The sequence below is a fragment of the Advenella sp. S44 genome (genome assembly GCF_002810445.1).
Taxonomy (GTDB): Bacteria; Pseudomonadota; Gammaproteobacteria; order Burkholderiales; family Burkholderiaceae_B; genus Advenella.
This window is the reverse complement of the sequence record NZ_NEXS01000011.1, coordinates 296244-309578: the sequence shown is the minus strand read 5'-3', so window position 1 is coordinate 309578 and position 13335 is coordinate 296244. Positions and strand designations below refer to the sequence as shown.

The 13335-nt window shown below is 55.1% G+C and carries 9 protein-coding genes; 8 read left to right on the top strand and 1 reads right to left on the bottom strand.

Annotated features, from left to right (window positions below; all coding sequences use genetic code 11):
* The first annotated feature begins 65 nt into the window (after positions 1-65).
* From CAP48_RS19200 to CAP48_RS19190, 3 genes are all read left to right on the top strand, one after another.
* Positions 66-818 carry an IclR family transcriptional regulator gene (locus tag CAP48_RS19200; RefSeq protein WP_100699473.1) on the top strand — a complete coding sequence of 251 codons (753 nt, stop codon included), beginning with the start codon at positions 66-68 and terminating at the stop codon, positions 816-818.
* Between the two features lie 181 nt (positions 819-999).
* Entirely contained in the window at positions 1000-1950 is a 951-nt protein-coding gene (locus CAP48_RS19195) for a DnaJ C-terminal domain-containing protein (RefSeq protein ID WP_100699472.1), read from the top strand.
* Positions 1947-2279 carry a chaperone modulator CbpM gene (locus CAP48_RS19190; RefSeq protein WP_100699471.1) on the top strand — a complete coding sequence of 111 codons (333 nt, stop codon included), beginning with the start codon at positions 1947-1949 and terminating at the stop codon, positions 2277-2279. The genes CAP48_RS19195 and CAP48_RS19190 overlap by 4 nt, the downstream gene beginning before the upstream one ends.
* Before the next feature lie 47 nt (positions 2280-2326).
* Here the strand turns inward: CAP48_RS19190 and CAP48_RS19185 are convergent, their stop codons facing one another.
* The gene (locus tag CAP48_RS19185; RefSeq protein WP_242444572.1) at positions 2327-3259 is read right to left on the bottom strand and encodes a LysR family transcriptional regulator; all 933 of its coding nucleotides are present in this window, start codon (positions 3257-3259) and stop codon (positions 2327-2329) included.
* 166 nt (positions 3260-3425) lie between these two features.
* On the opposite strand from CAP48_RS19185, the gene CAP48_RS19180 reads away from it, so the two are divergent.
* The 5 genes from CAP48_RS19180 (at position 3426) to fetB (ending at position 12870) form a co-directional block, all read left to right on the top strand.
* On the top strand, positions 3426-5717 hold the full coding sequence (locus CAP48_RS19180) for an NADP-dependent malic enzyme (RefSeq protein WP_100699469.1): 2292 nt from the start codon (positions 3426-3428) through the stop codon (positions 5715-5717).
* A 345-nt stretch (positions 5718-6062) separates the two neighbouring features.
* A complete protein-coding gene (locus CAP48_RS19175) occupies positions 6063-9446 on the top strand; it encodes a toll/interleukin-1 receptor domain-containing protein (RefSeq protein ID WP_100699468.1) in 3384 nt (1127 codons plus the stop codon).
* The gene (locus CAP48_RS19170; RefSeq protein ID WP_100699467.1) at positions 9447-11189 is read left to right on the top strand and encodes an NAD-binding protein; all 1743 of its coding nucleotides are present in this window, start codon (positions 9447-9449) and stop codon (positions 11187-11189) included. It begins immediately after the preceding gene.
* 164 nt (positions 11190-11353) lie between these two features.
* The gene (locus CAP48_RS19165) at positions 11354-12073 is read left to right on the top strand and encodes an ATP-binding cassette domain-containing protein (protein WP_161495308.1); all 720 of its coding nucleotides are present in this window, start codon (positions 11354-11356) and stop codon (positions 12071-12073) included.
* Positions 12070-12870 (top strand): iron export ABC transporter permease subunit FetB, encoded by an 801-nt coding sequence (gene fetB / locus CAP48_RS19160; RefSeq protein ID WP_100699465.1) that lies wholly within the window; start codon positions 12070-12072, stop codon positions 12868-12870. Before CAP48_RS19165 ends, fetB begins: the two co-directional genes overlap by 4 nt.
* Positions 12871-13335: the final 465 nt, after the last annotated feature.

The window sequence follows — 13335 nt, the reverse complement described above, 5'->3', positions numbered from 1 at the left end:
GGATGCGTAGCGGAACGCACGCGCTTTTGTGGTTTGGGCAGTGGATTGAGAGGAGGGCTGGTGTTTTGAAGAATAAAAAAGATCAGGAAAAAGATGGCGAGAAGGTGATTGCCGTGTCGCGCGCCATCAGCCTGCTTGAAAGTTTCCAGCCGGATGATGAATATCTGTCTCTGCTGCAACTGAGCACCAGAAGCCAGTTGCATAAGTCGACGGTATTGCGCATTGCGCGTACCCTGGCGCATCACCGCTATCTGGTGCAGCGAGAGGACGGCGCATGGCGCCTTGGGCCGGCGGCTGGCTGGCTTGGCGCGAGATACCGCTCGTCTTTTGATGTCTCGGCTGCGGTTGAGCCCGTCCTGCAGGAGTTGTCGGCCCTGTCCTCGGAGAGTTCCACCTTTTTCGTACAGGAAGGGGAGGCACGGATCTGCTTGTATCGCGTCGAAGGTCCGCAGGCAATACGGTTCCATATCAGCGTCGGCCAGGTACTGCCGCTGGACAAGGGCTCGCCGGGCAAAGTTATTCTTGCCTTTTCCGGAAAGCCCGGCCGGCAATACGATGTTATTCGCCGCAGCGGCTACTATATTTCAATTGGCGAGCGCGACCAGGATGTGGCAAGCATTTCAGCGCCCGTTTACGGCGTCAATTGGAAACTGCTTGGGGCCATCAGTATCTCCGGGCCCTCCAGCCGATTGTCCCGTTTCATTCTCAAGGGGTATGCCGAAACCCTGATCGCCAAGGCCAATAGATTGTCTCTGGCCCTGGGTGGCAAACACAAAGGTCTGTCGGCCGGCGCACAGCGGACTACCTGGCACCCGTAACCGCCACAGATTTGCCTGCGGCTCATACGAATTTGCCCCTTACTCATATCGCTTTTCCCACAACATATAACAATGGTGATTTCCTTGCCGGCAAGGTTGATCGCCCGAGATGGCGCAGCAGCAAATACTTGTTAAAATCGATTCAGCAAATTCGTAATGACATTGATACCGGCAGGTGCAAATGAAATACGTTGACTATTACAAGGTCCTGGGCCTGGAGCGCGATGCAACTGAGGCTGATATCCGCAAGGCATATCGAAGCCTGGCTCACAAATATCATCCCGATGTGTCCAAGGAACCGGATGCCGAGAATAAATTCAAGGAAGTTGCCGAGGCCTATGCCACGCTCAAGGATCCGGAAAAGCGCGCGGCCTATGATGATCTTGGTCGACACCAGCCGGGCGATGACTTTGTGCCGCCGAACCAGTGGCAGCAGCACTTTCATGAATCAACCGGTGATTTTTCCGATGTCGACCTGTCCGATTTACTCAAGGCGTTCGCCGAGGCGCAGCGCGAGGGTGCCGCCAATTACGCCCGTCGTCCAAGGCACGGAGAAACGTTTGAATTCACCATGCCGGTGACGCTGGAGCAGGTTTATAACGGGGCGGAAACGGAAATCTCGGTCGCGGTTCCGGATTATGATGCGCAGGGTCTCTTGCATCGTGTTCCCAAAACGTTCCGAATCCGGATTCCCAAGGGCGCGGCCGATGGGCAGCGGCTCAGGCTGGCGGGCAAGGGTGGTCAGGGTATGAATGGCGGTCAGCCCGGCGACCTATTTGTCACAATGAAGTTGCAGCCGCACCGGTATTTTCAGCTCGACGGAAACGATCTTACGCTGCAAGTGCCGCTGGCGCCGTGGGAGGCCGTGCTGGGCACGACAGTAGAAATTCCCACGCTGGGCGGTCCGGTCGCCTTGACCATTCCGCCCGGTACCGTCGCCGGACGCAAAATGCGCCTGTCAAAAAGAGGTATGCCGGGCAGCGGCGGCGTACAGGGCGATCTGTATGCCGTCATCACAATTGAAGTACCCGCAACGGTCACCGAGCGCGAAAAAGCCTTATATACCGAACTTGCTGCCGCGTCCTCGGCATTTGAGCCGCATCGGCAGCGCTTTGCAGGAGACCAATCATGAGTATACAGATCACCGAAACGATCTGGCTGAATCAGGACGAGCTGTGTTCGCTGCAGCATGTGGCGGCCGTCTCGGGACTGAGCGAAGCCGATATCATGGACCTGGTTGAAACCGGCGTGCTCTCGCCTGTCAGCGGACACGGCGGCTCCGACATGTTTTATTCCGAATGTATTGTCATGGCGCGCAAGGCCCGCCGGCTGCGCGAGGACTTTGAGTTGAATGCTGACGGCGTGGCGCTGGTGCTTAACTTGCTGCGTCGCGTGGATGCGCTGGAGTCGGAATTGGTGGCATTGCGTCCGATGCAGGCCCGGCGCCCGTCAGGCAACTAATCCGCCTGCCGGGTCGGTGTGCAGCCCGTGATGTGATCGATTCCAGTTCAATACTGATACCGTTCCTGAGAATAGGCAGAGCGGTGCTTTTCACAATAGCGCTTGAGCGATTGAGTAAAACGCAGATCAACCTCCCGCGTGTTCCGGTCTTTCAGGCTGAACAGGGCAATGGGCGATAGCGCCCACTGCAATGACCATGGCACTACGGCGACGCCCGCAATACGAACCAATTCTTCTGCAATATCGTTGGGAACGATGGACACCACATGGCCGCGGGCAGCAATAATCTCGCCTGTCAGTTTGGCTGAAAGGCTTTCTATCAACGGCTGCGGCGGAACCACACCGGCACTCAGGAACATATCGGCCACCTGCTCGCGCAGTGGCGCGGGGGCCGGCTCAAGAATCCAGTCAAGTTCCGCCAGATGGCGCCAGTCAGGGCGGCGCTGGCCAAGTCGCGCCGCCAGTTCTCGATTGGTAATCAGGCGCGGAGACTGGTAATAGAGTACCTCTTGCTGTAAACCGGTCATGTCCATTGAAGCCGAGGCGCGCCCGATGACAAAATCCAGCGCATGCTCTCTTAACATGGTCATCAGGCTGCGGCTGGTTCCATCGTGAATTGTCACTGTCATGCGCTGGCGAGCAGACACGGTATTCTCAAGGGCGGCGGAAAGCATTTGGCCCGGGATAAATGGAATGGCGCCCACGTGCAGATGGGCAACGCGGCCTGCATTGACCGCCACCATTTCACGCGAAAGCGCGCTGACATCATTAATCATGGAGCGGGCCCGCGCCAGCAGCACCTGTCCGGCAGCGGTGGGGGTCATGCCGCGTCCGGTGCGCTCAAACAGAGCAACACCGAACATATCCTCCAGTTCAGCCAGTGCGTGTGTAACGGCTGGCTGGCTGGTGCCCATGTGTTGGGCCACGCGGGTTAATGCACCCAGTTCACCGATGTGTAGCAGCAAAGTGAGATGGCGCATTTTGAGGCGCCCGGCCAGCCGGTGCTCAAGGATATCTGCGGTGGGAGTGTTCAAAGTTTAACCAGATATAAGGTATTTGATATATCAGTATCATAATTCAAAATAATTTACTTATAAAGTGGACCTACACTGCTTGAAGAATCTATTCTTCAGGAGGCTACTGCCCATGAGTACCATCGATCGCCAATCTGCTTTGGATTATCACGAATTTCCTGTGCCAGGCAAAATTTCCATTACGGCTTCCAAGCCGCTGGTCACCCAAAGGGACCTTGGGCTGGCGTATACGCCGGGAGTCGCCGCCGCCTGTGAAGAAATCGTGGCCGATCCGTTAAATGCGTTCCGCTACACGTCGCGTGGCAATCTGGTCGGCGTCGTCAGTAACGGCACTGCGGTGCTTGGCCTTGGAAATATCGGCGCGCTGGCCTCCAAGCCGGTCATGGAAGGCAAGGCAGTGCTGTTCAAAAAATTTGCCGGCCTGGATGTTTTCGATATCGAAATCAATGAGACGGATCCGGATAAGCTGGTGGAAATCATTGCAGGGCTTGAGGCCACGTTTGGCGGCATTAACCTTGAAGATATTAAGGCGCCCGAGTGTTTCGAGGTGGAGCGCAAACTGCGCGAGCGCATGAGCATTCCGGTATTTCATGATGATCAGCATGGCACCGCGATTACCGTTGCTGCCGCATTTATCAATGGTCTGACGGTGGTCGGCAAGGATATTTCAACTGCGAAGGTGGTGTCCTCCGGGGCAGGCGCCGCAGCGCTGGCGTGTCTGGATCTGATGGTGGATCTGGGCCTGCCGCTGGAAAATATATTTGTGACAGACATCGATGGTGTGGTCTATGAGGGGCGCGATACCCCCATGGGCCCGGAAATGAAGCGCTTTGCGCAGAAAACAGAGCATCGCACGCTGGCCGATGTGATCGAAGGCGCCGATGTATTCCTGGGCTTGTCCGCCGGTGGCGTCCTCAAGCCAGAGATGGTCAAAACCATGGCGGCACGCCCGCTCATTCTGGCGCTGGCCAATCCGAATCCGGAAATTATGCCGGACGTGGCCATGGCCGCGCGTGACGATGTGGTCATGGCTACCGGTCGCTCTGATTTTCCCAACCAGGTCAATAACGTATTGTGCTTCCCGTATATTTTTCGCGGCGCGCTGGATGTGGGCGCAACCACAATCACGCGGGAAATGGAAAAAGCAGCGGTCTATGCAATCGCGGGACTGGCCAAAGAAGAAATCAGCGATGTGGTTGCCACCGCCTATGGTGGATATGACTTGTCGTTCGGGCCGGAATACCTGATTCCCAAGCCTTTTGATCCCCGCCTGATTGTCCGGGTCGCGCCCGCTGTGGCCAAGGCAGCCATGGAAAGCGGTGTGGCAACACGTCCGCTGGATGACCTGGAAGCCTATGCCGAAAAACTGCAGCAGTTTGTGTATCATTCAGGCGCTTTCATGAAGCCGCTGTTTGCATCGGCCAAACAAATTGTCCGCGACGGCGGCAAGGCGCGCATTGTATTTACTGAAGGCGAAGACGAACGCGTATTGCGCGCCGTACAGGTTGTTGTCGATGAGAAACTGGCACGCCCGATTTTGGTGGGGCGTCCGTCCGTGCTGCTGGCCCGTATTGAAAAATACGGCTTGCGCTTAAAGCTGGGCGAAGATGTGGAAGTGACTAATCCCGAGTTTGATTCCCGCTTTCATCAATACTGGACCAATTACTGGGAGGTCATGTGTCGCCGTGGCATCACCAAGGAGATGGCGCGCGTGGAAATGCGCCGCCGCCTGACATTGATCGGCGCCATGATGGTTCATGTTGGCGATGCCGATGGCATGATCTGCGGCACGGTCGGCTCCTATCATGAGCATTTGCGTTTTGTTGACCAGATGATCGGTAAAAAACCGGGCACGACTTCGTATGCGGCCATGAATATTCTGCTGCTGGATCAGCGTATGGTGGCATTGGTCGATACCCATATCAACGACGATCCGACTGCGGAGCAGATTGCCGAATATACCTTGGAAGCAGCGCGGGTACTGGCACAGATGGATGTCGTGCCCAAGGTGGCATTGCTGTCGCGCTCGAACTTTGGTTCAGGTAGCTCGGCCTCGGGCGACAAAATGCGGCGTGCGCTGGAACTGGTACGTGCTCAAGACCCTGAGCTTGAGGTTGACGGTGAAATGCATGGCGATTGCGCACTCAACGAAGTGTTGCGCGAACGCATTCTGCCATCTTCGACCTTGAAAGGATCGGCCAACCTGCTGGTCTGCCCGAATGTCGACTCGGGCAATATTGCTTATAACTTGCTCAAGACCGTGGCTGGGGGCAATGTGGCGGTTGGGCCCTTCCTGCTAGGCGTTAATGCCCCCGTGCATATTCTGACGTCCAGCTCGACGGTACGGCGTATCGTCAATATGGCTGCGCTTACCGTCATTGACGCCAATCGCGTCGAAGGCTGATCGCCAGGGCTGTTTGCTGCGGTATTTCGTCTGTGTTTGCACCCGAATCGGCGGTATGTCGGTAAAAGGATGGCGGATAAGCAAGGCGGGCATGCAAACAGTGAAGGCGAATTTGCGCACAGGGACGGCGGGCTACACATAAAGAAAGTGGCTTGCGAATACGCAACGCGGACTTGCGAACAGGCGCATTCGCAGGTCCGCTCCGGTCACCCGCCCTCATCTTGCGTGTCCCATGTCGAATTCACAATCCGATACATCATTTTGCGGTAAACCGGGCCATCGCCTATTGTCTGGGAGACAGATCTAAAGTAAAACCAGGGCTTAGACCGGTCAGCACACGCTAATATGAATGAAGAAACGGCAGATAACCGGCTGGCCTATGCGGCGTTTATCAGTTACAGCCACGCTGATAACAGACAGGAGGGTCGCAAATGGGCAGACTGGCTGCATCACGAACTTGAAACCTATGAAGTGCCTGCCGAGCTGGTTGGCCGGCCCAATCGTGCTGGCAACCCGATTGCGGCACAAATCTATCCTGTCTTCCAGGACGAGAAGGAATTGTCGGCCAGCGCCAATTTAACTTCGGCACTGACGGCCGCACTGGACGCCTCCTCCTACCTTGTTTATCTGAGCTCGCCGCAGTCGGCTCGTTCGGTCTATGTCAGCCAGGAATTGCGCCGGTTCAAGCAAACAGGCAAGGGCAATCGGATTATTGCGCTGATTCTTGCGGGCGAGCCGGAATACGGCGCCGAGTCTTCCGCACAACAATGTTTTCCTGAGGTGCTGCGTTATCGCGTGGACGAATCGGGCAATATCGATCACAGTGTGAGCCAGGAGCCCATTGCTGCAGATGTTCGCCTGCCCGGTACAACGGAACAGGGTTTTACGACGCCCGAAGCGTATCGGCAATCTTTACAGAGTGATAAAACGCTTTCCCGAAAGGAAGTGGAGCGTCGCGTTCAGGCCTACAAGGATCGGCTTGACCTGGCCAAGCTAAAGATCATTGCCGGTGTGCTTGATGTGCCACTGGGTGATTTGACGCAGCGAGATCAGGCCTATCAACTGGCCAAGGCCAGGCGGCGCACGAAGCTGGTCAAGCGGATTGCGGTTGTGATTGGGATGCTGGCTGTCATGGCGATGGCGCTGGGTATATATGCCTGGACAGAGCGCAATGCTGCGCAAACCATGCTGTCACGCTCCTTGTTTCTGTCTGGCCTGAACAAGATTGAACAACGGGAAGTGGGGGAAGGAGCCGCGTATATGGCGGCCGCCGCACGCTACGGTAACGAACGGACCGCGCTATACCTGCAATCGATGCTGATGCGCCAGAACGGCATGACGCCAATGCCCCGGCTTGATTCAACCCCCGTATTCAGCCCCGACGGCCATTGGATTGCGGCGCTTAATGCGACGTCGAACGAGCAGCGCAGCCTGCAGATATGGGATGCATACACGCAAAAGCGGCATGCCATATTGACTGATGCCAAGGCCAACGCCTTTTCGAAGCTTGCATTTGACGGCCAGAACGCGCTGTACTTTATGACGGCGGACAACACCATCGCAAAATGGCAGGATGGCAAGCCGCAAGAGACGGTTTTTGAAGCGCCCGACGATTTGCGTATCGTCTCTTTTGCGCCGGCTGCGGATGGCAGATGGCTGGTCATCCAGGGCTGGCATGTCGTCGGCGGCAAGATGCAGTACATCAAGTCAATACTGTTCAATATGCAAGATGGGCAAACCGTCGTCGATCAGGCGCCGGAGCGACAACGCGAGGGCGGCAATACCCAACGCGTGCTGTTCGCTCCCCAGGGCAACGCCATTGCCTTTCACGAAACTGAGGACAATGACAACCGTGTGCGCGTGTATCCCGTGGATGTTGATGGGAAACTGCAGCAGGCAAGGGATTATGTGGTGCCGGCCGGCATTATCTGGGTAAGGTTCAGTCCGGATGCACGCCATGTGTTTGTTCGTGCGACCAACGGTCTTTACCATATTGACTTGCGGCGCGACGATAGCCAGATTGCCAAAGTGGCTGTCCAGCCGATTGCCGAAGATGTTTACTTCCCCGAAGACGGAGAGTTTTTTGTCGCGGTCTGGCAGAGTAACTACACGGTATACGATATGAACAGCAATGCGCCGGTGGCCTCTGGTGACGCGGGTGTTAGCCTGTCTGCCATGCTGCGTGATGAGGTGGCCAATGCGTCGCCCGATCTCACACAACGGGTGGAAAATCAGGAGGGGATATTTTTTCTGGTCACCGATCTGGCACCGCCATTATTACGCTCGCAATTGAATCTGGGATCTGATCTGTTGTCATTTCGCGCCATGCCAGATGGCAAAGGCGTTGCGGTTCTGAAAAAAAATAGCCATAACCTGCAGTACGCCGCGCTGGCTGGCACAGGCAAACTCACAAACTTCATACACAACCCGGAGCAGATTGACCGATTTGGCGTTGCCAGCGAACAGGACTATATCTACGCCATTTCTGTTCCCGAGCAGGGGGTGAGTACATTGCGATTTTATCGTGCAACAACAGGCAAACCGCTGGGCAAACCCTTGTCGGTCAAAGGCGTGATATCGTTCAGTCATGATGGCCGCAAAGTGTCCTCCCGGGTGGACGACCATAAAATGGCCATCTGGGAAATAGAGTCTGGGAAACGCTTGCAGACTTTTGGACTGCGTAAAAATGAGAAATATAAACTGTCTGCTGACTTGTCGACCATTCTGGTTCTGGAAGCGCCAAACCAGTGGCGAGTGCAGCATGTTGGCAACGGTCAGGTGCTGCACCGGGAGCAGACAGAGCTCAAGGGCGCCTATTTCACGCCAGACAATAAATACATGCTGGCTTTTTTCAACGGCAAGGCCCAGTTGTATGATCTGAAAGATTTTGTCAGCCGTCTGACGCTGCCGACTTCAGGAGATACGCCGAAGGCGCAATTGAGCCCGGACGGCAATATGCTGGCCATGGCCGAAGACAATAAATATATCCGCTTGTGGAACCTGGAGCGCAAGCAGGCCATCGGACAAAAAATAAGAAATGATGCGGCGGGCGGCTATTTGGAATTTTCCCGGGACGGCAAAGTGCTTTTCGCATCGGATCCGCTGGATATGCGCAATGACAAGGGCATTGCCATGTATGACACCAAAACCGGAATGCCCGTTGTGATGCCATTTGCCATCAGCCGCATAAACGACGTGGTGCTATTGCCCAATGGTAAAGATATCCTCACGCTGGATGCGCGCAGCAATCAGGCAGTCTTGAATGTTTGGGCGGTGCCCGATGCCTTGCTCGGTCCGGTGCAGGAGCTGGCCGACCAAAGTGAAGTTTACTTTAGCAAACGGTATGACAATGACGCAGCGGCAGTGATCGATGCGCCGACGGTGGCGCAGCGCCCTGAATCATGGTTCTTTCAGGATCCGTACATTCGTCCTCTGGTACCGGACTCTTCGGTGCCGCTGACAGCTTATATTGAAAAACAACTTCCCATACGCAATGTAGAGCAATTGCGCTTGATCTATAACTATTGGCGCTTTCACCCGTTAGCGCGGGCTGCGCTTGCCGTATATTTCAGTCGGAATAAAGACACTGCTTTTGTCGCCAACAGCCTGATACGCATGACCCGCCTGCAGCTGTCCAGGGTAACGGATCAAAGTGTCAGGCACAAAACCCTGGCCCTGCTTGGACAGGCGCAGAAAAACATGCAAGAAAACATGCAGGAGCAACCATAAATGAAACTATCTCGCCGCACCAAAAGCATTCTGGTCATGCTGGGCGGGCTCGCTGTCATCGTGCTGACCTGGAGCGGGCTGGGGCAACATTACCCACAGATCAATGAATGGCTTTATCTACCCGAAAGACTGTATCGAACACTACGAACGTTGATGGGCTCGGATCCCGTATCGTCGTCATTGCCGCCGGAAAACCTGCCATGGCAACTGACATTAGTCAAAATCGTGGTAACGCTCGCGTTGCTGGCCGGGATGTACCGGATCGCCCAAAAGCTCTTTGTTGAGTACTACACCCAGTTCCGACTACTGTTCAAGCGCAACCAGATACTGGTAATTGGTATCAACCAAAAGGGCCAGGCATTGCTGGGCGATCTGAAGCGCACCCACGATACAACGGGGGTGGCTATTGAGCTGAATGAAGATCACAGCAATGCGGGGGCGCTGCGGCGCGACGGCCATCTGGTTTATTTTGGCGATGGTACGCAACGCGCGGTGCTGCAGGATGCTGGGATTCGCAGCGCGCGATTTATGATTTGTTTTCTGAACAAAGAGCAGACCACCATCAACGTGGTACGGGCGCTGCATCAGATCACGCAAAAGCATCCGGAGAAGTATCAGGTGCGTTGTTTCCTGCATATAGGCAACGCCAAAGTCAGCGCCATGCTTCAGCAATCGGACTACTTTGAAGATGAAAAGAAAAACGGAATTGACCTGCGGTTCTTCAATCATCATCAGATGATTGCGCGGCAGTTTTTTTCGCGGCTTGCATATGAGTATGCCCAGCCTATGCGCGACCCAGATACTGTCTTTCGGCTGATTATCTTTGGCACCGGAGACACGGCCAAAGCCTTGCTGGTACAGGCGCTGCAGGTAATGCATACGATCAACCCGGCCTCGCCCGATATCATCGTGTATGGCGCCGACGCCGAGCGGACCGGCAGGCAACTGGCTGCCGAGTATCCTGGTGCGGCAATGGTGTCGTCCATAAAATATATGACGTTTGATGGCGCCTATGATCATATCCTGAATGAGTTCGTCATTGATCCACCGGACCGTCTTATCCCCATCGTGATTGTCGCATTCGACGACGATTCGGCCAATCTGAAACTGTCGCTGGAAATATTGCACGCGACGCCGGCGGCTGCATTTCGCGTATTCGCATTGAATTATCACAATGATGGCCTGAATGCACTGCTGCGGTCGCGGCAGAGAAAACTGAACCGCCTTACCTTTTTTGGCAGCCTGGAATCGGTGTGCCAGGTGGAGCTGATTACCCAGGAACGCCTGGATATCACGGCTCGCAGCATTCACGAAGACTATCTGCAGCAACTTGCACCGCCGCAGGGCTCGGTCAGCGAAAGCGAGGCCTACAAGCAATCGTGGGACCACTTGAACGAAGAGGCCAGGAACGCGAATCGTGCGCAGGCCGATCATATTGCTTACAAGCTGGCTATGTGCGGGAATCTGGCCGTCACGCAGGAGCGTGGAGCTGGCCTGCAGGAAACCTTGTCATTGACTGACGATCAGGTGCAGATGCTGGCGCAGGTGGAGCACAGACGCTGGATGGCACAACGTTACCTGGCAGGCTGGCGCTATGGCGCCCAGCGCGATGATCGCCGGCGTTTGCATCCTTCGCTGGTGGACTGGGCGATGCTTTCCGATGCTGAAAAACAGAAGGACCGAGACGCGATATTGCGTCTTGCATATCTTACGCGTCCCAATGGAGCCCAACCGACTGTCTGAGCCCGCCCGTAGCGCGCGCCGGCGGCGCTTTCGGTGTATATTGTGCCAGTTCCCGGTAAATGACGCACATCCAGTTTCACCGTGGCCCGATAGTGCTGCTGCAACGTCAGTGGCTATTTGACGGTTGTCTCGCGATGCCGTCGCCAACGATGGTAAGCATAGTAGTGGTAACTGACATTTCAGAAATAAAGACGAGTGCATTGCTGCAGGCAAGAAATCTCACTCGCAAGGACCCTGTAAACGGCCATATATTGCTGTATCCGGCAGCCTGCACCGTCAGGCGCGGTGACCGCATTGTGCTCTCGGGCGCCTCCGGGTCCGGAAAAAGTGTATTCGTACGAACACTGGCCTTGCTGGACAAGCCCGATGCTGGTGGTCTGATTCTGCGCGGCAAGGCGGTGCAACCGTCCGACGCCTGTCGCTACCGCGCTCAGGTTGCCTATATCCGGCAAAGCCCGGTGTTGCTGCATACCAGTGTCGAAGGCAATCTGACTTTTCCTTTCAAACTTGCTGTGAACCGGAATAAAAAATACGACAGGCACAAAATTGCACGGTTTCTGCAGGCCATTGACCGTCCATCCTCTTTTCTAGACAAGGATTCGGGCGCGCTGTCTGGTGGAGAAAAGCAACTGGTTTGCCTGTTGCGCGTATTGCAGCTGGATCCAAATTTTTTGCTACTGGACGAACCTACCTCGGCGCTGGATGAGTCTACGGCGCAACTGGTGGAAAAGCTGATCGATCACTGGATGCACATGAACAACCAGCAGACAGCGACACTGTGGATCAGCCACGACGAACAGCAAAAGGCTCGTGTCGGTAATCGTTTATGGCAAATGCAAAGTGGGCACCTCATGACCGATGAAACAGAGGGAATGGCTGAATGAACCTTGAATACATGGAAATATCAATCGGCGAAATCGGTCTGGCGGCAATGCTGATCCTGGCCAATGGGCTGATTTCAGTGTTCATGCGGCTAAAGCTGGAGAGGCAATTGTTCATTGCCTCTGTACGGATGGTGGTGCAGTTGTTTGCCATCGGTCTGATTCTCAAATGGGTGTTTGCGGCCGACAAATGGTATATCGTGCTGTCGATCATGACTGTGATGACGATTATTGCCGGGCTTGCTGCCAGAAACCGCAGTCGCATCCGTTACCGGGGCATGCAGTTCGATGCACTGTTTGCAATCTGGATTCCGTCGTGGCTGACCATGGCTATTGGGCTGGTATTGATTATGCGGATACAGCCTTGGTATTCCCCTCAATACGTGATTCCGGTGCTGGGCATGATCATGGGCAATACCCTGACTGGCGTTTCCCTGGGGCTGGATCGCATCACCAGCGAACTGACCCAGCGGCGCGATCATGTCGAGATGATGTTGTCGCTTGGTGCCAGTGGCTGGGAAGCCTATCGCGAAGCGGCGCAGACGGCGGTGCGGGCAGGCATGATGCCCACCATCAACAGTATGATGGTTATCGGACTGGTCAGCCTGCCGGGCATGATGACCGGTCAGATCCTGGCGGGGCAGGATCCTGAACAGGCTATCCGCTACCAGATACTACTGATGTTTCTGCTGACCGCCTCGTCGGCTATTGCCTGTGTACTGGCTATCCTGCTGGTTTATCGCCGCGTGTTCAGTCCACAGCATAATTTTCTGTATTGGAAGCTGCACGAAACCGCTTGAACGCAGGGGCAAGTTACCCATACGAAGGGCAGAGTTCCCGTCCGAACAGTAAGTTTGCGTACGAAGACAAGTCCCCATATGAAGAGCAAGTTCATATGGGGTGCTTGTTTCCCGTCACGACGTCTTGCAACTTACTCCAGCGATTGTCCGGCGGTATGTTTCATTTTTGGAACATACCGCCGGATTTTTTATGCACCGCGGAAAGTGCAGGGCTCGTGTAGCCGAAAAACGGCGTTTTCTGATTCATTTGTGATTATTTCAACCGTCATCAAGGGTTTCCCCTAGCTGGCTGGCCTGCGGAATCTCTATACACTAAATCCATAGTATAGAAATAAATCCATATTATGGATTTATGGGGTTGTGAACGAGGCAACGGGCGCCTGCTTTGTACCGTAGACCGTGCGCGAGCCGCTTTCCTGTCTTATTGCTCCCACATCGAATTTATTGAACCCCGTTCGAATCCTT

What these genes read in the sequence shown, in the direction of transcription:
- CAP48_RS19195 (WP_100699472.1), top strand. Translation starts at nt 1,000, where the DNA reads ATGAAATACGTTGACTATTACAAGGTCCTGGGCCTGGAGCGCGATGCA.
- CAP48_RS19190 (WP_100699471.1), top strand. Translation starts at nt 1,947, where the DNA reads ATGAGTATACAGATCACCGAAACGATCTGGCTGAATCAGGACGAGCTG.
- CAP48_RS19185 (WP_242444572.1), bottom strand. Translation starts at nt 3,259, where the DNA reads ATGCGCCATCTCACTTTGCTGCTACACATCGGTGAACTGGGTGCATTA.
- CAP48_RS19180 (WP_100699469.1), top strand. Translation starts at nt 3,426, where the DNA reads ATGAGTACCATCGATCGCCAATCTGCTTTGGATTATCACGAATTTCCT.
- CAP48_RS19175 (WP_100699468.1), top strand. Translation starts at nt 6,063, where the DNA reads ATGAATGAAGAAACGGCAGATAACCGGCTGGCCTATGCGGCGTTTATC.
- CAP48_RS19170 (WP_100699467.1), top strand. Translation starts at nt 9,447, where the DNA reads ATGAAACTATCTCGCCGCACCAAAAGCATTCTGGTCATGCTGGGCGGG.
- fetB (WP_100699465.1), top strand. Translation starts at nt 12,070, where the DNA reads ATGAACCTTGAATACATGGAAATATCAATCGGCGAAATCGGTCTGGCG.